Source organism: Pseudomonas sp. KBN12P06040 (assembly GCF_037574965.1).
In the GTDB taxonomy this organism is placed as follows: domain Bacteria; phylum Pseudomonadota; class Gammaproteobacteria; order Pseudomonadales; family Pseudomonadaceae; genus Pseudomonas; species Pseudomonas aeruginosa.
Window position 1 is genome coordinate 4,462,989 of the sequence record NZ_JBBELS010000001.1, and the last position, 18,851, is coordinate 4,481,839.

The window sequence follows — 18,851 nt, forward strand, 5'->3', positions numbered from 1 at the left end:
TCAGTTTCCTCTGAATACGGGGGGACGCTTGGCGAGAAAGGCCGCCTTGCCCTCGGCGTGGTCGGCGCTGAGGAACAACTGGCTCTGCAACTCGCTCTCCCGCTCCAGCAATAGGTCAAGGCCCTCGGCGAGCAACGCCTTGGTCATCGCCAGAGGCAAGGGCGCCTGCTGCTCCACCCGCCCGGCCAGCTCCAGCGCCATCGCCAAGGCGCCGCCAGCGGCGCAGAGGCGGTCGGCCAGGCCGATGCGCAGTGCCTCCTCGGCCTCTACCACCTGGCCGAACATCAGGATCTGCCGTGCCCGCCCCCAACCGATGCGCGCCGGCAAGGTATGCAACTGGCCGAGGTCGGCGAGCAGCCCGACCTTGCCGAAGCCGGCGGCGAAGCGGGCGCCGGCGCCGCAAACGATGCTGTCGCAGGCCAGCGCCACGGACAGCCCGGCCCCCACCGCCCAGCCCTCGACCGCGGCGATCAGCGGCTTGCCCATGCGCACCATCTGCCGCACCAGCCGCGCGTTGTCCTGCATTCGCGCCCTGCCGGCGGCCAACTCGGTCACCCGCATGTCGCCCAGGTCGCCGCCGGCGCAGAACACCTCTTCGCCACCGGTCAGCAGCACGCTGCGGATCGATGGGTCGCATTCGGCCGCCTCCAGGGCACGCAGCAATTCCATGCGCAGCGCCGGCGACAGTGCGTTGCGCCGGGCCGGGTTGTCGAAGCGCAGCAGGCGCACCGTGCCGCGCGTTTCCTGCAACAAACCGCTCATCAGGCCACCTCCCGCTGTAGCAGCGCGGCGTAGCGCGCCTTGTGGAACGCCAGCGAGCCGTGGGCATTGAGCAGTACCATGGCGCGGCGCAGGAACAGGCCGATGTCCGCCTCGTCGGTGTAGCCGATGCCGCCGTGCAACTGGATGGCCTGGCGGGTCACCAGCAGAGCCGCTTCCGAGGCCCGTACCCGAGCGCTGGAGACCTGCCGCTGGCGCTCGCTTTCCGACGCCCCGGCATCGATCGCGGCGGCAGCCTGCTCGACCATGGCGCGCGACAGTTCGATCTGGATCCTCAGGTCGACCATGCGGTGCTGCAGCGCCTGAAAACTGCCGATCTCGCGGCCGAACTGGCGACGTACCTTGAGGTACTCCAGGGTTCGCTCGAAGGCGCCATCCATCAGTCCGACCAGATAGGCAGCGCAGGCCAGCGCTGCCTCGTCCAGAACCTGTTCCGTTACCTCGCCGGACAACCACCGTGCCGGCGCATCGCGGAAACGCAGGCGCGCCAGGTGAGCGCCATCCTGGGTCGCCTCGCAGAGCAGTTCCACGCCACCGGCATCGCGCTCGACCAGCGCCAGGCCCTGCTCGCAGGCCACCAGCCAGGCATCGGCGGCACCAGCCAGATGTACGTGAGCGACTTCGCCGTGCAACCGCCCTTCCTGCATACGAGGGCGTCGCCGCCCATCGGGGTAGGCGATGCCCGCCGGCAGGACCAGCCGCTCGGCGGCCAGCAACGCAACGCGCTCGTCTTCCGGCAGCAGCGGCGCCACCAGCCCGGCCTCGATCAGCGGCTCGGGCAGCAGGCCGCGCCCCAGCGCCTCCAGCAACGCCGCGTATTCGCTCATGCCCAGGGCGCTGCCGCCCAACGCTTCATCCAGGCGCAGCGCCGGCCAGCCCATGGCGCAGACCTCGCGCCAGGCCTGGCGGTCCACCCCGCTACCGGTGAAACGACCGCGGCGCACGCGGGTCAGGTCGCCGTCGCGCGGCACCAGCGAAGCCGCGCTGTCGCGGATCATCCGCAGACGCTGCTCGCGCTCGCCGGCCCACTCGTCTTGCTCACTCATCTGTTCGCCCTCCTGTCGATACGCCGTCCGCCCGTCCGTCATCTGCACGGGCGGCGCCGGCTTGTCCGCGCGGAGCGACCGCGCAGGCCGTGGTCCGGACGCGCGACGGATGGCTCCGCTGCCGCGCCGCCGGAACTCCGCTACGGCTTAGCCGCGCGGTACCTGAAGCTGCCCGAGGCCATGGCGATGACCTCGCCGTCCTCGTTGCAGATTTCCGCCGTGCAGAAGCAGATCGTGCGGGTCCGTCGCACTACCCTGCCAACCGCACGAAGCTCGCCGCGGGCGCTACCCATGAAGTGGGTAGCCATGTCGATGGTCACCATCGAGCAGTCCGGCAGGCAGGCACGGATCGCCTGGGCCATGGCGGCGTCCAGCACCGACATCAACACCCCGCCGTGGAACTGTTGCAGGTAGTTCATCAGTTCCGGGCGATGCCCCAGGCGCACCCGCGCCACCCCGTCGGCATCGGTCCAGCGCTCGAGGCCGATGAACTCCTGGAAGCTGGCGGGCCGCTGCTCCGCCGCTGGCTGTCGTGGAAAAGAACTCATGGATGTGCACTCCTTCCGCAGGATCAGGCCTTGGCCGCGCGCCGCTCGGCGGTATCCACGGCACTGCCCGGCGCTTGCCGTCGGGAAGCGCTCTCGGCATCGCGGGACTCGCGGTTCGGGTCGTAGAGCCGGTCCGCAATGAACAGCGCCGGGATCAGTCCGGTGAGCACGTAGGTGATGCCCATCACCAGGAAACCCGCGCCGATCGACACGTGGGTGGCCAGCAGGCCGATGCCGGCGGGCGCCACCGCCGCGCCGATACGACCCAGGTTGTAGGCGGTGCCCACCGCCGAGCCGCGGACGCGGGTGGAGAAGCTCTCGGTCATGTAGGTGGCCAGCACCCCGACCGGAACGCCGTAGATGAAGCCGAAGGTGATGAGGATCCAGAGGATGTTGGAGGGCGAGTGGTAGAACACGATCAACGGCATGAAGGCGGCGCTGCCGATGGCCCCGGCGGCGAAGGTCAGGCGCCGGCCGAAGAGATCGGCGCAGACACCGGCGGCGACCTTGCCGAGGATCATCGCGCTGTAGGTGCCGACCATGTAGCCGGTCATCGACTTGAAATTCATCCCCAACTCGCTCTCCAGGTAGGACGGCATCCAGTTGTTGGTGCCGTAGTAGCCGAACAGCAGGAAGCAGGAGGTGAGGCTCCAGAGCAGGAACATGCCGCGCGTTTCCGGATCGCCCAGCATCCGTCCCAGCGGGCCGGCGCCGCCAGCCTCGGCGTGGCTCTGCGGAGCCGCGCCGGGACGCTGGCGCCCGGCCTGGGCCGCGAGCCAGGACGGCGACTCCGGCACCCAGGGCCGCAGGGCCAGGCAGACCAGCGCCGGCGCCACGGCGGTGAAGAACAAGGTGCGCCAGCCGAACTCGGGGATGATCTGCCCCGCCAGCAGGGTCGCCACCAGGTAGCCCACGGTCCAGCCGGCCTGCATGGCGGCGAGGATGGTGGTGCGGTACTTGGTTCCGACGCACTCGGACATCAGGATGTTGCAGGCGACGAACAGCGAGCCGAGGCCGAGCGAGGCGACGAAGCGGATCAGCGCGAACTGCCAGTAGTTCTGGGTCAGCCCCAGCAACGCGGTACCGATGGAGAACAGCACGATGGTCCAGGTCACCACTCGCACCCGGCCGAAGCGGTCGCAGCACCAGCCGCCATAGATACCGCCGACGGCCATGCCGGCGAGAGTCAGGCTGCCGAGGGAGCCGGCTTCGAAGTTGCTCAGGCCGAATTCGGCCTTCAGGCTGTTGAGGCTGTAGGCCAGGAACATCAGGTCGACACCGTCGGCGAGCAGGCCGAGGAAGCAGAAGACGAAGGCGATCAGCATGGTGCGCCGGGAAATGGCCGGCGCCGGGTTCGGGGAAAGCGCGGTTGCATTCATTATTCTTGTTCTCGCAAGCAGGATTTCGGTTGATCTTCACGGCAGCCCGACGGTCGTTCCCTCGCGCCACCGCCCTTCGCTTCAGTCCGGCCGCTCTGGCGGCGGACCTACCCGGCCGTTGTCCAGCACCACCACATCGCGCTCGACGACGCGAGTGCGGAACGAGCCGTCGCTCCACATCTCGGTACGCAAGGTCTCGCCGGGAAACACCGGAGCCGAGAAACGCACCTGCAGATGTCCCAGTTGCTCCGCGCGGTAGTCGGCGAGCCCGCGCAACACCGCGTGGAATGCCACGCCGAGGGTGCACAGGCCATGCAGGATCGGCCGCGGGAAGCCGGCCCGCAGCGCTGCCGCGGGCTCCGCGTGGAGCGGGTTGTCGTCGCCGTTGAGGCGGTAGTACAGGGCCTGCTCCGGACGGGTCGGCAGGTCGAGTCGCAGGTCGGGTGACCGTTCAGGCAAGCGATGCGGCGTTTCCGGCACCTGCCGGGAACCACCGAAGCCGCCGTCGCCGCGAAGGAAGGTGGTGCTGCGGGCGACAGCCAGCACCTCGCCGCTGAGCGCGTCGCTGAGCACCTTCTCGCTGTAGAGCAGCGCGCCCTTGTCGGCGCCCTTGTCTACCAGACCGGTGACCCGGGTCCGACCGATCACCTCGCCTTCCGCCGGCAACGGCCGCCGCCACTCCAGGCGCTGCTCGCCGTGAACCAGGCGCAGCGCGTCCACGCCAGTCGCCGGATTGCCCAGCCAGAAGCCCGGATGACCGAGCACCAGGGCCATGCACGGCAATGCCTGGAGATCGCGGCACGGATCGACGTAGACCAGTTGGCGCTCGTCCAGCGGGTCGCCGCCCAGACCGAGGGTCAATGCATAGAAGGCGCTGTCGCGCCGGCTGTAGCGCTGGCGTACTTCGGGGATCGGGTAGTTCAGGAGCACCTCAGGATCGAGCGCCATCGGCCACCTCCTCGACTTCCAGCACCGCATCCACCGCCCAGGCGCCCTGGCCCTCCGGCAAGGCGATGACCGGGTTGAGGTCCACCGAGCGCAAGCGCTCTCCCGCCTCCCAGGCGAACCGCGAGAGATTCGACAGCAGCCGTGCCAGCGCCGCGACGTCGGCCCGCGGCCGGCCACGCGCGCCGAGCAGGAGCGGCGCGCCTCTGATGCTACGGATCATCGCCTCGGCTTCGTCGACCTCGAACGGGCAGCGGCGGAACACCACGTCCTGCAGCACCTCGACGAAGATCCCGCCCAGGCCGAACAGCGCCACCGGGCCGAACAGCGGATCGCGCTGGATCCCCATGAAGCACTCCACCCCACCCTGCAGCTGACGCGCCACCAGGACGCCATCGAGACGCGCCTGCGGCGCCTTCTCGGCGGCCCGGCGCAGGAGCAGTTGGAAACCGGCGCGTACCGCGTCCGCATCGCTTACGCCAAGCAGCACGCCGCCGATTTCCGACTTGTGCTGGATGTCCGCCGAGGCGAGCTTCAGCACCACCGGGTATCCGATGCCCTCGGCGAAGGCAACCGCCTCTTCGGCACTGCCCAGCACCGCCTCGGCGGCGGACTCGATACCGGCGCGCGCCAGCAGGCGCTTGGCCTCGGCTTCGCCGGGCGTGGAGGCGGGCAACTGTAGCCCGCCGGCAGGCCGGCGCAGGCGCAACGGCCGGGCGAAGGCTTCGCCGAGCCGCCCCATGGCCTGGATCGCCACTACCGCCCGGGTGGGGTCTTCGAACAGTGCGAAGCCGGCCTCCTCGTAGGGTGCCAGCTCCTCCCCCTCGCCCATCACCGAGACCACGAACAGACGCTCGGGATGAGCCTCCTTGATCCGCCGGAACTGCTCGGCCAGACGCGCGCCGATGGAGGCGGCGGTGCCGGCCTGGGTGAAGAAGGCGAGCAGCGAACGGTAGCCACCGTCGACCACCATCGACTCGGTAAAGTCGCGCACCAGCGTCAGATCGTTCAGGGCCTGCGCGGTGCAGTCCACCGGGTTGATCGGCGACGCGAAGGACAGCCGTGCCTTCAGCCGCTCCTGGGCCATGTCCGGCATCGGCGGCATCGGCAGGCCGACCTCCTCGGCGGCATCGCTGACGATGATCCCGGCGCCGCCGCTGACGGTGATCATGCCGAGGCTGTTGCCCACCGGATAGATACGCCGGGTGGCGAGGTAGGCGATGTCCATCAGTTCCTCGGTGGTCCTGGCGCGGATCACCGCATAGTCGCCCAGCACGGCGTCCAGCACCTTGTCGTCGCCGGCCAGCGAAGCGGTGTGGGACAGCGCCGCGCGGCTACCCAGGGCGCTGCGCCCGACCTTGTGCAGGATCACCGGCTTGCCGGCGCGATGCGCTGCCTCCAGGGCGGCGAGGAAGCTGTCGACGTTGCGGATGGATTCGGCGTAGGCCATCACCACGTCGATCTCCGGCGACTCCACCAGCCAGCCGATGCTGTCGCCCAGGGTGACGTCGGCCTCGTTACCGGTGGCCACGCAGATAGGGGTTCCCAGGCGGCGCTGGCGCGCCATGCCGAGCAGGTGCGCGCCGTAGGCGCCGGACTGGGTGGCGATGCCTACCCGGCCGGGCAGCGGTACGCCACGTTCCAGGCTGGTGGAGAAGAACGCGTAATAACCCAGGTTACTGTTGAACGCGCCGAGCGCATTCGGACCGAGCAGGCGCATACCGTGCTCGCGGGCAGCGGCTACCACCGCATCCTGCATCGCCGCGCCGGCCTCGCCGACCTCGCTGAATCCGGAAGAGAACACGATGGCACTGCGCGCCCCCTGGCGGCCTAGCGCCCGGACGGTCTCCAGCACCTGAGGCGCAGGCACCGCGACAATCGCCACGTCCGGTGCCTGCGGCAGCTCCGCAACGCTGGCGAAGGCCGGCAGCCCCTGGATTTCAGCACGATTCGGATTGACCGGGAGGATTTGCCCGGCATAGCCATGGCGCAGCATGTAGGCGATGGGACGGCCACCGATGCGGGTCGGGTCGCTGGAAGCGCCGATCACCGCGACCGAGCGTGGTTCGATCAATGGAGTAAGACTGGCGAAACGGGGAGCGTCGATGAGCTGTTGCGAGTGGTTCGCTGACATGGGTTCACCTGATCCGTTTGTCTGTGGCCGGCACGACAACCTTCTCGCGGGCGAGCGCGCCCGCGGGACGCCGCCACGGCAGCGCCCGGAAGGACTGTCGGCCTGGGGTCTAGAGCGTGTCGCCGGTGCCAAGCAACGCGGTTACCTGGCTGGACAGCGTGCCGCCGTTGCCGTGCAGCAACGCCACGTCGGCCTTGGCCAACTGCCGCTCGCCGGCCTGGCGGCGGAGCTGGGTCACCGCCTCGATGATCAGGAACATCCCGTACATCCCCGGATGCACGCAGGACAGCCCGCCACCGTTGGTGTTCACCGCCAGCTCGCCGCCGGGCGCGATGCGTCCGCCCTGGACGAATGGGCCGCCCTCGCCCTTGGCGCAGAAACCCAGGTCCTCGAGGAACAGCAGGGTGTTGATGGTAAAGGCGTCGTAGAGCATCACCAGGTCGATGTCGGCGTGCCGCACACCGGCCATCTGCATGGCTCGCGGACCGCTTTCCGAGGCCGCCGTCACGGTGAGGTCGGGCATCGACACGATCGAGCGATGCCACTGCGCTCCGGCCGCGCCAAGGAAGTACACCGGCGCATTGGGCAAGTCGCGGGCGCGCTCGGCGCGCACTACCACGCAGGCGCCACCGCCGTCGGTGACCAGGCAGCAGTCGGCGGCGCTCAGCGGGTCGCTGACCATCCGCGCGGCAAGGACGTCATCGACGCTCAACGGCCCGCGGGCGAACGCCTCGGGATTCAGGTTGGCCCATTGCCGGGCAGAGACCGCCACCTCGGCGAGCTGCTCGCGTGTGGTGCCGTACTGGTGCATGTGCCGGCTGGCCGCCAGGGCATAGGCGGTGATCGGGTGGCGCGGCTTGTAGGGCGTCTCGTGCCATTGTGGCTCGCTCATCGATACCAGGCGGCCGCCGGCGCTTCGCTGGTTGGAGCCGTAGCAGATCAGCGCAGCGTCGCAGAGACCGGCCTCCAGTGCCAAAGTGGCCTGCAGCAGGTGCAGCTCGAAACTGGAGCCGCCGATATTGGTGCCATCCACGAATTTCGGGCGGATGCCGAGGTATTCGGCGACCGACAAGGTGGGAAAGGCATGGGAGTTGGTGGCGGCGAAGATCGCGTCGATGTCGGAAAGCTTCAGGCCGGCATCGGCAATGGCCTTGAGCGACGCCTGGCCGAGCAGTTCGACGGCGCTGTAGCCCGGCGCCTCGCCGACGCCGGCGCTACCGATGCCGACGATGGCGGTCTTGCCACGGATGGCCGCGCTCATGGTCGTCCCTCCTGGTGGGGAACGAACACCACGACATTGGCACCGTCCTGCTCGACGATGCGCGCCTGCACACGGGTGCCGATCGGCAGGCTCTCGTGCCCGTCGATCCGCGACATCATGCGCACGCCCTCGTCCAGGTCGACCAGCGCGACATTGTGATTGCCGCCGCGGGAGCGATTGACAGTGATCGCGTAGAGCGTACCCAGGCCGCTGGCGGGAACCCACTCGAGATCAGTCTCGCCGCTACCCGGCACCAACTGGCGCGGGTAGAACACATGGCGACCGCTGGAACGGCTGCGCTGCAACATGAAACGGCCCTGGGCGAGAAACGCAAGGTACTGCGCCTCAGGTCCCGGAGTACTGCCATCGGGAAGATCTGCCACGAGGTTTCTCCTTTGTTCTTGTCGACCTTTGTTGCAAAGTGCATCGCGCTGGACGCCGAACCGGATACTGCTTCCGTCCCCGGTTGTACGTTCCGGAAAGCCAGAATATATTCACTATCGTGAATGTCAATCACAATACTGAATGAAAAGAGGAAAAATGACCAAGGACGCCACAACCAAAGGCACCAGCAGCAAAGATGTCGGCGCGGTAGTGAACGCCATTCAGATACTTCGCCACCTGGCCCACGCCGACGGACCGCAAGGCGTGGCCGCCATCGCTCGCGCCACCGGCATCAGCCCGAGCAGCGCCTTCAATATCCTGCGCACCCTGAGCAACGAACGGCTGACCTCCTTCGACGATGCGGGCAAGACCTACCAACTGGGCCTTGGCCTGTCGGAACTGGCCGTAGGATTCGTCGGACGCAGCTATGCCGACCTGATCCAGCCAGAGCTGGAGCGACTGAGCCTTGCCCACCACATCCTCATCGCCCTGTGGCAAGTCACCGACGATGCGCACATCCGCGTCATCGCCCTTGCCGCACCGCCCGTCGCCCACGTCAACGTCGCCGTCGGCACGCGCCTGCCGGAACTGGTCGGCGCCGCCGGGCGTTGCATTGCCGGCCTGCGCGAACTGCCGGAGGACGAACTGCGCCGCCGACTGACCCGCGTGCGCTGGGAAAATCCGCCGAGCTTCGAGCGCTACCAGGCCGAAGCGTCCGAGGCCGTCGAGCGCGGCTGGGCTATCGACCAGGAACACCTCTACCGCGGCGTGAGCATGGTCGCCAGCGCCATCACCGACCGCGACGGACAACCGCGCTTCGCCATCTCCGCGATCGGCATCAGCGCCCAGCACCAGCCCGACGACCTGGAACGGATCGGCACCAGCCTGCGGGATACCGCGCGCTTCGTGAGCCGCGCGCTATTTCCCCAGGGCGAGGCACTGAAGGAGAAATTCTGAAATGACATTCAACCCAATGAAAGATTAGCCGGCCAGCCGTCATCGACCCTCGACGCCGGTACCACCTTTCAACCCGAGGACCGGCAGATAACGGAGAAAGCGCCAGAATCGCTTCAGCGTCACCCGGTCCCACGCCCGCAGCGGCACCGAGCGGAACAACTGCCAGGCATATCGCCCATCCTGGACAACAGCCTTCTTCAGCGCCTTGTTCAGGATCAGTTGCCGGGCCCGGCGATAATTCGGGTGAGCCCGATAAGGCTCGATGGCTTGCATATCCGCCTCGTAATTGAGCTTGTACCTGCCGGACAGACCGCTTCCATGCCGGCGATAACGCCCCATGTAGGCCGGCAGTCGATGAATTTCATAGCCCTGCGCCGCGATCCTTAGGGTGATCTGGAAATCCTGCACGCGAATCGACGGGTCGAAGAAATCCGCCCGCTTCATCGCTTCCATGCGGTAGAGCGCCGTCAGCGGCATGACCACCAGGGTCTCGGCCAATGCTGCATCGAACCCCCAACGCTCCACACACCCCTCGCTGAAACCGTCTCGCGCCACTTCGTTACCGGCACTGTCGATACAGATATTGAAACCGCCCACGCACCCGACCTCGGGGTGCGCAAGCAAGTAGTCGACGCGCGTGTCGAGCGCTCCAGGCAGGAGAATGTCGTCCAGGTCGGGAGTCATCACGAACTCGCCCCGCGCATGACGCAAACCGTGATTGAGCGCGTCGCTCACCCCTCGGTTAGCCTGGCGGTAGAGCTGGAAACCGTGACGCTCGCGGAGCATGGCGAGACGCTCATAGGTGTCGTCCGTGGATCCGTCATCCACCACGATCAACTCGAGATTGGGATAGCCCTGCGCGTAGATGCTGGCGATCGCCTCGTGCAGATACTTCGAGATATTGAAACAGGCGCAAACGACGGAAACGAGCGGACGCATTTCTTCCTCCCCAGCCCCGTCTCCGGGACTCGGCACAAACCGATATCTTGGCTGTCCGCCGGAGGGAAACCGTGCCATGCAGCTCGGCCACACATCCGCGGCGCCTTCAAGCGCCGGGATACTAAGAAGAACCGCACCGACCATCGAAACCGGCAGGTCGCCCGACCCGGCGCCCGAAGGACAGAAAATCGGAAGCGGTGGAGAAATGCGCGCTCAGCGCACCCACGAAACCCAGGCAGAGCGGGACGACCACCCAGAGGAGAAGGAAGGGCAGAACCAAGGAAGGGCCCGCAGCATTCCTAGGAAAGCTGCACGACCTGGCCGGCACCCGAAACCATGGCACGGCTTTTTCGCCCGCCCGGCAGAGGGGATGCCCGAACGCTCGCCAGAAAAGACAAAGCCCCCGGAACGCCAGGCATTCCAAGGGCTTTGCTCATATGTAATGGCGGAGAGATAGGGATTTGAACCCTAGGAGCCATTGCTGACTCAACGGATTTCGAATCCGTCCCGTTCGACCACTCCGGCATCTCTCCGTGCGGCGCGCATGATACCAGCTTGTACAAAGAACGCGAAGCTTTCTTGAAGATTTTTTCGCGTTCTTTCAGATGGTTGCGCGCGTTCGGAGGTTAAAGCGGCACGCCCAGGCGCTTGGCCACCTCTTCGTAGGCTTCGATCACATCGCCGAGGCCCTGGCGGAAGCGGTCCTTGTCCATCTTCTTGCGGGTTTCCTTGTCCCACAGACGGCAGCCGTCCGGGCTGAACTCGTCGCCGAGGACGATCTGGCCATGGAACAGGCCGAACTCCAGCTTGAAGTCCACCAGCAGCAGGCCGGCGTCGTCGAACAGCTTGTTCAGCACTTCATTGACCTTGAAGGAATAGGTCTTCATCTGCGCCAGTTGCTCGGGAGTGGCCCAGCCGAAGGCCTGGACGTGGGATTCGTTGATGAACGGATCGCCCAGGGCGTCGTTCTTCAGGAACAACTCGAAGGTGGGAGGAGTCAGGGCGATGCCCTCTTCCACGCCGAGGCGACGCACCAGGCTGCCGGCGGCAAAATTGCGCACCACGCACTCGACCGGGATCATGTCGAGCTTCTTCACCAGGCACTCGGTATCCGACAGCAGCTTGTCGAACTGGGTCGGAATGCCAGCAGCTTCCAGCTTCTGCATGATGAAGGCGTTGAACTTGTTGTTCACCGCGCCCTTGCGATCGAGCTGTTCGATGCGCTTGCCGTCGAAGGCGGAGGTGTCGTTGCGGAACAGCAGGATGAGACGATCGGCATCGTCGGTCTGGTAAACCGACTTGGCTTTGCCGCGGTAGAGTTCTTCGCGTTTTTCCATGATGGGCTCCGCTTACGGGTAATAGGGCCTAGGCGATCTCGCGCCAATCCAGGCCTGAATGCTGATCGGCCACCTGCAGCCAGTCCGGATCGCACCCGAGGGTGTCGACGAAGGTTTGCCGGGCCAGCTGCGGCGAGTTGTTCTTTTCGCTGAGATGGGCCAGCACCAGGTGCTGCATGCGGCCCCAATCCAGCTGCTTCACCAGTTCTGCGGACTGATGGTTGTTCAAGTGCCCTCGCGAACCGCCTACGCGGGCCTTGAGAAAATAGGGATACGGGCCACCGGCAAGCATCGTGCTGTCGTGGTTGGCCTCGACCACCAGAGCATCCACCGCACGATAGCACTCCAGCACCTCGGCCGTGGCCATTCCCAGATCGGTGAGCATGCCGAAGCGCCGCTGCCCATCGGACAGCACGAACTGGGTAGGCTCGCGGGCGTCGTGCGAGACGCCAACCACCTGCACTTCCAGCCCGCGGATCGCCAGGCGCTGGCCGGCCCTCAACAGCTCGGCGGGGTGCACCGGGCGGCGCATGCCGCTCAGGGTACCCGCACTGAGATAGACCGGGATTTGGTAATGCCGCGCCAGCAGTTCGACGCCATGGATGTGATCGGCGTGTTCGTGCGTGACCAGGATCGCGTCCAGCTGCGCGGGGCTCAGCCCCAGGCGCGCCAGACGCTTGATGATTTCACGCAGCGGGAAGCCGCAATCGATCAGTATCCGGGTGTCAGAACTGCTCACCAAGGCCGAATTGCCCCGGCTTCCGCTGCCCAGAACCGCGAACCGCATTGCGCATGCTCTCCTGGAGTTTTTCCAGTACGTTTTGCGCGACATCGGCCGGCGCAGAGGTGTTGATGTCCTTGTCGACGGTGACCTGCACGGCGTCGCTGACGGTGGTCAGGCGGACCTGGTAGCGCTGCGCCTTGGCGTCTTCCTCTTCCTTGGTCTTCTCGCCGCCGCCGAACAGGCGACTGAAGAACCCGGGCTTGTCTTCGTCGGGTTTCTTCGCCCCTTCGGCGATGTTCACGTAGTACACGCCAAGGCTGCGGTTGAGGTCGTCGACGCGGATATCGGCGTTATCCAGGGCACGCCCGACGCTGACCCAGGAGCGGTCGAAGTCGGATTGCAAGGTCAGCACCGGGTTGCCGCTGCCGTCCTTGCTCAACTCGAAGGTGCCGGGCGTGTCGTAGATCGAGTTGGCTGCCAGCAGGGAGACCGAGCCGCCCTGCTCGGCGCTGCGCGCCATGCTCGCGACCATCTCGTCGAGCAGCGCCGCGTCGAGGCTCGGCGCCACCGACTTGCTCGGCCAGCTCGGGCTGCTGGTGTCACCGGCAGCGCGGGTCTGGCTGAGCACGTAGACCTCGCTGGTATTGCTTTGCACGCCGGGCTCGATACGCACCCGAACCCGTGCCTGGCCGTCCGGCTCGACGCCGCTCACGCGGCTGCTCAGGCGGCGTGCCAGCGGCGCGGAAAGCTGCGACAGCGATTGCCAGTCGGAACTGAACTCGCCGGTCTGCGGGCGCTCGTCGGCGATGCGGAAACCGTTCTCCTCGAAGAACTGCCGGGCCACCGGCCAGACTTCCGCCGGCGGACGCTGGGCCACGACCCAGCGGCTATCGCCGCTGCGCTGCAGGCTGTAGTCGCTGATGTCGCCGGCGTTGGCCAGCGGCTGCGGACGCGGAACCTCGTACTCACCCTCTTTTTCGTGGGTGGTGGCGACGTTCAGCGGAATCGGCAGCAGCGGATCGAGCGGCTTGCTGTGCACCCCTTCGGGCAATTGCATGGGAGGCGTCTCGCGGGCGCCGAGGTAGTCGTCGCCGCGGTCGCGGAAATAGCCCTCCGGCCCCCACAGCCAGCCGCAGCCGGAAGTGTTGCCGATAACCAGGGCGAGGGCGGTCAGTCCAGCCAGTCGCTTCATTGCGTGGAGCTCCTTGATCAAGCCAATACGCCGGTCTGGCGCATGGCCTGACGCAGCGGCTCGTGGCAACGCGGGCTGAGCCAGGTCAGGGGCAGGCGGATGCCCTCGGGGATCAGACCCATCTCATGCAGGGCCCACTTCACCGGAATGGGGTTGGATTCGATGAACAGCGCCTTGTGCAGCGGCATCAGGCGATCGTTGATGGCGCGCGCGGCTGCGGCGTCGCCGCGCATGGCGGCGGCGCACAGGTCGCTCATGGCGCGCGGCGCGACGTTGGCGGTCACCGAGATGTTGCCCTTGCCACCCAGCAGCATCAGCTCGACGGCCGTGGCGTCGTCGCCGGAATAGACGAGGAAGTCCTTGCCGACGCGCTCGATGACTTCCTTGGCGCGTTGCAGGTCGCCGGTGGCCTCCTTGATGCCGATGATGTTCGGCACCTTGGACAGGCGCTCGACGGTCTCCGGAAGCATGTCGCAGGAGGTGCGGCCCGGTACGTTGTAGAGGATCTGCGGGATCGCAACGGCTTCGGCGATATGGCGGAAGTGCTGGTACATGCCTTCCTGGGTCGGCTTGTTGTAGTACGGCGTCACCAGCAGGCAGGCGTCGGCGCCGCCGCTTTTCGCGGCCTCGGTCAGCGCCACCGCCTCGCGGGTGGAGTTGGCGCCGGTGCCGGCGATCACCGGGATGCGGCCCTTGACCTGGTCGACCACGCGACGGATCACCTGGATGTGCTCTTCCACGTCCAGCGTGGCCGATTCACCGGTGGTGCCGACGGCGACGATGGCGTTGGTGCCTTCCTGCAAGTGGAAGTCCACCAGCTTGGCGAGGCTGTCCCAGTCCAGTCGACCCTGAGCATCGAAGGGGGTGACCAGTGCCACCATACTGCCCGCAATCATGCAACCGCTCCTGCCGCGAAATTAAAGCGGTAATGGTACTGTCGGCGGCAGGCCTTGCACAAGACGAGCGCCACCTCGTCGGAAGCCGCTGACAGGCGGCAGACGTTTCCCTCGGCGGCGCTTTTCGCTACCCTTCCCGCTTTAGGTACGGCCCGTGCCGCCAGCGTATTCCAGGAAAGTTGAATGTCCACCAGCCAACCCCGCGAACAATTCCTTCTGATCAGCGCCCTCGGCCCCAATCCGATGGAGCTGACCACCCTGCTCTGCCGCGCCTGCGTCGAGAGCCGCTGCGCCGTGGTCAGCAGCCGCCTGACCCGCCACGGAGAGTTCAGCGCCCTGGTGCTGCAGATCTCCGGAAGCTGGGATGCCCTCGCCCGCCTCGAGGGCAGCCTGCCGGCCCTCACCAAGCGCGGCGACATCACCCTCAGCATGACCCGCAGCAACGCCCACGTGACCCGCGCCCAGGCGTTGCCTTACGTGGCCTATGTCAGCGCGGTGTATCGCCCGGACATCCTCAACGAACTCTGCCAGTTCTTCATCGACCACAACATCGAGCTGGAGAACCTGACCTGCGACACCTACCAGGCGCCGCACACCAACACCACCATGCTCAACGCCACGATTACCGTGACGCTGCCCGCCGGCACCCAGATCAGCTGGCTGCGCGACCAGTTCCTGGACTTCGCCGACGCCCTGAACCTGGATGCCCTGATCGAACCCTGGCGCCCCCAACACCCCTGAGGAGCCGAGCCATGCCGGTCGCAATCGACAAACCCGTACCCGACTTCACCGCCCCCGCAACCAGCGGCAAGGAGGTGACCCTGTCCGCGCTGAAGGGCAAGCAGGTCGTCCTGTATTTCTACCCGAAGGACAGCACCCCCGGTTGCACCACCGAGGGCCAGGGCTTCCGCGACCAGTACGCGGCGTTCCAGAAGGCCAATACCGAGGTCTTCGGCATCTCCCGCGACGGCCTGAAGTCCCACGAGAACTTCAAGTGCAAACAGGAATTCCCCTTCGAGCTGATCAGCGACAAGGATGAAGCGGTCTGCCAGCTGTTCGACGTGATCAAGCTGAAGAAGCTCTACGGCAAGGAATACATGGGCGTCGACCGCAGCACCTTCCTGATCGACAGGGACGGCGTACTGCGCCAGGAGTGGCGCGGCGTGAAGGTGCCCGGGCATGTCGACGCGGTTCTCGCCGCCGCCCAGGCGCTCAACGGCGCCTGAGCCCCGCCCCGAAAAAAAAGGCCGCATCCGCGGCCTTTTGCATTTTTCATGCGGCCGATGCTATCGCGTGGCTGCCGGAGTCTCGGGAAGGTCCTTGGGCCAGGCATCCAGCACCGCTTTCACCAGGGTCGCCAGGGGGATCGCGAAGAACACGCCCCAGAAGCCCCAGAGCCCGCCGAACAGCAACACCGCGCAGATGATCGCCACCGGGTGCAGGTTCACCGCCTCGGAGAACAGCAGCGGCACCAGCACGTTGCCATCCAGCGCCTGGATGATCGCGTGGGCCACCATCAGGTAGATGAACTGGTCGCTCCAGCCCCACTGGAAGAAGGCGATCATCGCCACCGGTACGCTCACCACCACCGCGCCGATGTACGGCACCACCACCGACAGGCCGACCAGCAGGGCCAGCAGCGCTGCGTAGTTGAGCCCCAGGTAGGCGAAGGCGATGTAGGTCACCGCGCCGGTAATGACGATCTCGATGACCTTGCCGCGAATGTAATTGGCGATCTGCTGGTTCATCTCGGCCCAGACCTGTTTCATCAGCCCGCGCTCGCGCGGCAGGTAGCGGTGGAACCAGGTATGGAAGCGCTTCTTGTCCTTGAGGAAGAAGAACACCAGGATCGGCACCAGCACCAGGTAGATCATGACGTTCACCACCACCGGCAGGCTGGCCAGCGACGAGGTCAGCGCCCACTGGCCGATCTGGCCGAATTCGCCGCGCGCGGTCTCGATGGCCTTGAGCACCTGCTCTTCGCTGATCAGGCTGGGATAGCGCTCGGGCAGCATCAGCAGCACGCTCTGCCATTCGCCGAGCATCCGCGGCAGTTCGTTGAACAGGGTGAACAATTGCTGCCAGAGCAGCGGCAGCAGGACCACCAGGAACAGCGCCAGCAAGCCGAGGAACAGGCTGTAGACCAGCCACACGGCGAACAGGTGCGGCACCCGGAAGCGTTCCAGCATGCCGACCACGCCCTGGATCAGGAAGGCGATCACCATCGCCGCCAGTACCGGCGCGAGCATCCCGCCGAAGGCGAGGATGACGCTGAAGCCGAGCACCAGCATGATCGCCAGCACCACTGCCTCCTCGTCGGAGAAGTAGCGCTGCATCCAGTCGCGTAACACCTTGATCATCGGAAATCCTGAATCGGAACGGCGAAGGCTCCGCTAACGCTTGCGCAGCCAGTATCGATAGACGCCTTCGGCGGCCTCTTCGCGCAGCAGTTCATGGCCGGCGAGCTGGGCGAAGGCCCGGAAGTCTCGCTGCGACCCGGCATCGGTGGCGATCACCTTGAGCACCCCGCCGCTGGGCAGGCGGTTCAGCTCTAGCTTGGCCTTTAGCAGGGGCAGCGGACAATTGAGACCACTGGCATCCAGCTCCGCGTCACATACCAGGGGGGATGAATCGTTATCCGTCATGACAGCCTCTCCCGAAGGGCCGACAAGCATACCCAAGCCTATCCGCCGCTGGCCAGTTGAAACGGCGCTCGAAGTCCAACAGCTTCGGGTCTCGGGCAGATACCTAGGCAGTGCCGATAACCAACGGCTAAAGTAAGGCCTTTGCCAACCTGAGCCTCCTGCATGAATGTACTGCGCCCTGCCCTGTTGACGCTCGCCTGCATGCTCGCCTCGCCGGTCATGTCGGACGATCTGCCCTCCCTGGGCGACGCATCTTCCTCGATCGTTTCGCCGGAGCAGGAGTTCCAGCTGGGCCGCGCCTGGCTGAGCATGCTGCGCAACCAGGTCGATGCGATCTCCGACCCGCAGCTCAAGGACTTCGTCGAAAGCAGCGTCTACCGGCTGGCCGAAACCAGCGACCTGCAGGACCACCGGCTGGCCTTCATCCTCATCCGCGACGCACAGATCAACGCCTTCGCCGCGCCCGGCGGCGTGATCGGTGTCAACGGCGGGCTACTGCTCAACGCCCAGACCGAAGGCGAGTATGCCGCGGTGCTGGCCCACGAACTCGGCCACCTGATCCAGCGCCACTTCGCCCGCGGCATCGAGGCACAGCAGCGCATGCAACTGCCGGTGATGGCGGCGATGCTCGCCGGCATCGTCGCCGCAGCCGCCGGCGCAGGGGATGCGGGTATCGCGGCGATCGCCGGGACCCAGGCGGCGGCGATCCAGAACCAGTTGCGCTTTTCCCGGCAGAACGAGCAGGAAGCCGACCGCGTCGGCGTCACCAACATGGTTCGCGCCGGTTACGATCCGCGCTCGATGCCGAACATGTTCGAGCGCCTGGCGCGGCAGTATCGCTACGACGGCAAGCCGCCGGAGTTCCTCCTCACCCACCCGGTCACCGAATCGCGTATCGCCGACACCCGCAACCGCGCCGAACAGTATCCCCAGGGCGGCAAGGAAGACAGCCTGCGCTACCAGCAGATGCGCGCGCGCACTCAGTTGCTCTTCGAGGAGACCCCGGGGATGGCCGGCAAGCGCTTCCGCGCCATGCTCAACGACAATCCCAAGCTGGATGCCGCGCGCTACGGACTGGCCATCTCGCAGACGCGCATCGGCCAGCTCAACGATGCCCGTGACAACCTCAGGCAATTGCTGGCGAAGGCACCCAACGACGTCGCCTACAACCTGGCCCAGGTCGAGCTGGACATCACCGCCAACCGCCTGCCGGATGCCGACCAGCGGTTGAAGAAGATGCTCGCCCAGTTCCCCAGTAGCTACCCGCTGAAACAGGTGCGCGCCGACCTGATGCTGAAGATGAGCAAGCCGCAGGAATCGGAGAAGATCCTCGACGACCTGAGCAAGGCGCGGCCGCTGGACCCGGATGTCTGGAACCGCCTGGCCGAGGTGCGCAGCCTGACCAACAACGCCATCGGCGTGCACCAGGCCCGGGCCGAGTACCTGTCTCTGACCGGCGACTACCAGGCCGCCATCGAGCAGCTCGATTTCGCCAAGCGCCGCGCTGGCGGCAACTTCCAACTGGCTGCGCGACTCGACGCCCGCCAGCAGGAAATTCGCCAGCAGGAAAAGATGGTCAAGGAAATGTTCCGCTGAGCGGCATATCCGAGGAAAAACGCCCGACGATGCTCGTCGAAACAGGGGGTTGGGCGAACAACCGCACCGCGCTTACTCACCCTACGCA

General features: G+C 66.3%; 19 protein-coding genes and 1 tRNA gene. 4 read left to right on the plus strand and 16 right to left on the minus strand.

Annotated features, from left to right (window positions below; translation table 11 throughout):
* The 8 genes from VQ067_RS20950 to VQ067_RS20985 form a co-directional block, all read right to left on the minus strand.
* Complete coding sequence (locus VQ067_RS20950) at positions 1–762, minus strand: enoyl-CoA hydratase/isomerase family protein (RefSeq protein ID WP_033990304.1); 762 nt, start codon at positions 760–762, stop codon at positions 1–3.
* Positions 762–1,826, minus strand: coding sequence for an acyl-CoA dehydrogenase family protein (locus VQ067_RS20955; RefSeq protein WP_033990305.1), 1,065 nt, complete (start codon positions 1,824–1,826; stop codon positions 762–764). The genes VQ067_RS20950 and VQ067_RS20955 overlap by 1 nt, the downstream gene beginning before the upstream one ends.
* Positions 1,827–1,966: 140 nt before the next feature.
* A complete protein-coding gene (locus VQ067_RS20960) occupies positions 1,967–2,374 on the minus strand; it encodes a PaaI family thioesterase (RefSeq protein WP_003158192.1) in 408 nt (135 codons plus the stop codon).
* A gap of 23 nt (positions 2,375–2,397) precedes the next feature.
* Positions 2,398–3,753 carry an MFS transporter gene (locus VQ067_RS20965; RefSeq protein WP_003108631.1) on the minus strand — a complete coding sequence of 452 codons (1,356 nt, stop codon included), beginning with the start codon at positions 3,751–3,753 and terminating at the stop codon, positions 2,398–2,400.
* 81 nt (positions 3,754–3,834) lie between these two features.
* Entirely contained in the window at positions 3,835–4,701 is an 867-nt protein-coding gene (locus VQ067_RS20970) for a MaoC/PaaZ C-terminal domain-containing protein (RefSeq protein ID WP_003140643.1), read from the minus strand.
* Positions 4,685–6,832: an acetate--CoA ligase family protein gene (locus VQ067_RS20975; RefSeq protein ID WP_003086285.1), complete on the minus strand. Its 2,148-nt coding sequence runs from the start codon at positions 6,830–6,832 to the stop codon at positions 4,685–4,687. The genes VQ067_RS20970 and VQ067_RS20975 overlap by 17 nt, the downstream gene beginning before the upstream one ends.
* 109 nt (positions 6,833–6,941) lie before the next feature.
* Positions 6,942–8,093: a thiolase gene (locus tag VQ067_RS20980; protein WP_033990307.1), complete on the minus strand. Its 1,152-nt coding sequence runs from the start codon at positions 8,091–8,093 to the stop codon at positions 6,942–6,944.
* The gene (locus VQ067_RS20985; protein ID WP_011666727.1) at positions 8,090–8,476 is read right to left on the minus strand and encodes a Zn-ribbon domain-containing OB-fold protein; all 387 of its coding nucleotides are present in this window, start codon (positions 8,474–8,476) and stop codon (positions 8,090–8,092) included. The genes VQ067_RS20980 and VQ067_RS20985 overlap by 4 nt, the downstream gene beginning before the upstream one ends.
* A 157-nt stretch (positions 8,477–8,633) precedes the next feature.
* On the opposite strand from VQ067_RS20985, the gene VQ067_RS20990 reads away from it, so the two are divergent.
* Entirely contained in the window at positions 8,634–9,434 is an 801-nt protein-coding gene (locus VQ067_RS20990; protein ID WP_033990309.1) for an IclR family transcriptional regulator, read from the plus strand.
* A 39-nt stretch (positions 9,435–9,473) separates the two neighbouring features.
* Here VQ067_RS20990 and wapB read toward each other — a convergent pair whose 3' ends face one another.
* The 6 genes from wapB to dapA form a co-directional block, all read right to left on the minus strand.
* On the minus strand, positions 9,474–10,466 hold the full coding sequence (wapB, locus tag VQ067_RS20995) for a 1,2-glucosyltransferase WapB (RefSeq protein WP_074241301.1): 993 nt from the start codon (positions 10,464–10,466) through the stop codon (positions 9,474–9,476).
* A gap of 350 nt (positions 10,467–10,816) precedes the next feature.
* Positions 10,817–10,906, minus strand: a tRNA-Ser gene (locus tag VQ067_RS21000).
* A gap of 93 nt (positions 10,907–10,999) precedes the next feature.
* Complete coding sequence (gene purC / locus VQ067_RS21005; protein WP_003108622.1) at positions 11,000–11,710, minus strand: phosphoribosylaminoimidazolesuccinocarboxamide synthase; 711 nt, start codon at positions 11,708–11,710, stop codon at positions 11,000–11,002.
* A 28-nt stretch (positions 11,711–11,738) separates the two neighbouring features.
* Entirely contained in the window at positions 11,739–12,497 is a 759-nt protein-coding gene (locus VQ067_RS21010; RefSeq protein WP_003120645.1) for an MBL fold metallo-hydrolase, read from the minus strand.
* Complete coding sequence (gene bamC, locus VQ067_RS21015) at positions 12,436–13,626, minus strand: outer membrane protein assembly factor BamC (protein ID WP_003086271.1); 1,191 nt, start codon at positions 13,624–13,626, stop codon at positions 12,436–12,438. Before bamC ends, VQ067_RS21010 begins: the two co-directional genes overlap by 62 nt.
* 17 nt (positions 13,627–13,643) lie before the next feature.
* Complete coding sequence (dapA, locus tag VQ067_RS21020; protein ID WP_003086270.1) at positions 13,644–14,522, minus strand: 4-hydroxy-tetrahydrodipicolinate synthase; 879 nt, start codon at positions 14,520–14,522, stop codon at positions 13,644–13,646.
* Between the two features lie 183 nt (positions 14,523–14,705).
* On the opposite strand from dapA, the gene VQ067_RS21025 reads away from it, so the two are divergent.
* On the plus strand, positions 14,706–15,263 hold the full coding sequence (locus VQ067_RS21025) for a glycine cleavage system protein R (RefSeq protein ID WP_003086267.1): 558 nt from the start codon (positions 14,706–14,708) through the stop codon (positions 15,261–15,263).
* A gap of 11 nt (positions 15,264–15,274) precedes the next feature.
* On the plus strand, positions 15,275–15,748 hold the full coding sequence (locus VQ067_RS21030) for a peroxiredoxin (RefSeq protein ID WP_003086262.1): 474 nt from the start codon (positions 15,275–15,277) through the stop codon (positions 15,746–15,748).
* A gap of 60 nt (positions 15,749–15,808) precedes the next feature.
* Here VQ067_RS21030 and VQ067_RS21035 read toward each other — a convergent pair whose 3' ends face one another.
* Together VQ067_RS21035 and VQ067_RS21040 are read right to left on the minus strand one after the other, a co-directional pair.
* On the minus strand, positions 15,809–16,882 hold the full coding sequence (locus VQ067_RS21035; RefSeq protein ID WP_003108615.1) for an AI-2E family transporter: 1,074 nt from the start codon (positions 16,880–16,882) through the stop codon (positions 15,809–15,811).
* Positions 16,883–16,915: 33 nt separating this feature from the next.
* Positions 16,916–17,167, minus strand: a complete 252-nt coding sequence (locus VQ067_RS21040; protein WP_003086258.1) for a sulfurtransferase TusA family protein — start codon at positions 17,165–17,167, stop codon at positions 16,916–16,918.
* Positions 17,168–17,329: 162 nt separating this feature from the next.
* On the opposite strand from VQ067_RS21040, the gene VQ067_RS21045 reads away from it, so the two are divergent.
* Positions 17,330–18,763, plus strand: a complete 1,434-nt coding sequence (locus VQ067_RS21045; protein WP_003086256.1) for a tetratricopeptide repeat protein — start codon at positions 17,330–17,332, stop codon at positions 18,761–18,763.
* The last annotated feature ends 88 nt before the right edge of the window (positions 18,764–18,851 follow it).

Excerpts from the sequence above, each read along its gene's own strand:
- VQ067_RS20955 (WP_033990305.1), bottom strand. The coding sequence starts at position 1,826 with ATGAGTGAGCAAGACGAGTGGGCCGGCGAGCGCGAGCAGCGTCTGCGG.
- VQ067_RS20980 (WP_033990307.1), bottom strand. The coding sequence starts at position 8,093 with ATGAGCGCGGCCATCCGTGGCAAGACCGCCATCGTCGGCATCGGTAGC.
- VQ067_RS21035 (WP_003108615.1), bottom strand. The coding sequence starts at position 16,882 with ATGATCAAGGTGTTACGCGACTGGATGCAGCGCTACTTCTCCGACGAG.
- VQ067_RS20990 (WP_033990309.1), top strand. The coding sequence starts at position 8,634 with ATGACCAAGGACGCCACAACCAAAGGCACCAGCAGCAAAGATGTCGGC.
- VQ067_RS21030 (WP_003086262.1), top strand. The coding sequence starts at position 15,275 with ATGCCGGTCGCAATCGACAAACCCGTACCCGACTTCACCGCCCCCGCA.
- VQ067_RS20950 (WP_033990304.1), bottom strand. The coding sequence starts at position 762 with ATGAGCGGTTTGTTGCAGGAAACGCGCGGCACGGTGCGCCTGCTGCGC.
- VQ067_RS21025 (WP_003086267.1), top strand. The coding sequence starts at position 14,706 with ATGTCCACCAGCCAACCCCGCGAACAATTCCTTCTGATCAGCGCCCTC.
- bamC (WP_003086271.1), bottom strand. The coding sequence starts at position 13,626 with ATGAAGCGACTGGCTGGACTGACCGCCCTCGCCCTGGTTATCGGCAAC.
- VQ067_RS21040 (WP_003086258.1), bottom strand. The coding sequence starts at position 17,167 with ATGACGGATAACGATTCATCCCCCCTGGTATGTGACGCGGAGCTGGAT.
- VQ067_RS20970 (WP_003140643.1), bottom strand. The coding sequence starts at position 4,701 with ATGGCGCTCGATCCTGAGGTGCTCCTGAACTACCCGATCCCCGAAGTA.
- dapA (WP_003086270.1), bottom strand. The coding sequence starts at position 14,522 with ATGATTGCGGGCAGTATGGTGGCACTGGTCACCCCCTTCGATGCTCAG.
- VQ067_RS20960 (WP_003158192.1), bottom strand. The coding sequence starts at position 2,374 with ATGAGTTCTTTTCCACGACAGCCAGCGGCGGAGCAGCGGCCCGCCAGC.
- purC (WP_003108622.1), bottom strand. The coding sequence starts at position 11,710 with ATGGAAAAACGCGAAGAACTCTACCGCGGCAAAGCCAAGTCGGTTTAC.
- VQ067_RS20965 (WP_003108631.1), bottom strand. The coding sequence starts at position 3,753 with ATGAATGCAACCGCGCTTTCCCCGAACCCGGCGCCGGCCATTTCCCGG.
- VQ067_RS21010 (WP_003120645.1), bottom strand. The coding sequence starts at position 12,497 with ATGCGGTTCGCGGTTCTGGGCAGCGGAAGCCGGGGCAATTCGGCCTTG.
- VQ067_RS20975 (WP_003086285.1), bottom strand. The coding sequence starts at position 6,832 with ATGTCAGCGAACCACTCGCAACAGCTCATCGACGCTCCCCGTTTCGCC.
- VQ067_RS21045 (WP_003086256.1), top strand. The coding sequence starts at position 17,330 with ATGAATGTACTGCGCCCTGCCCTGTTGACGCTCGCCTGCATGCTCGCC.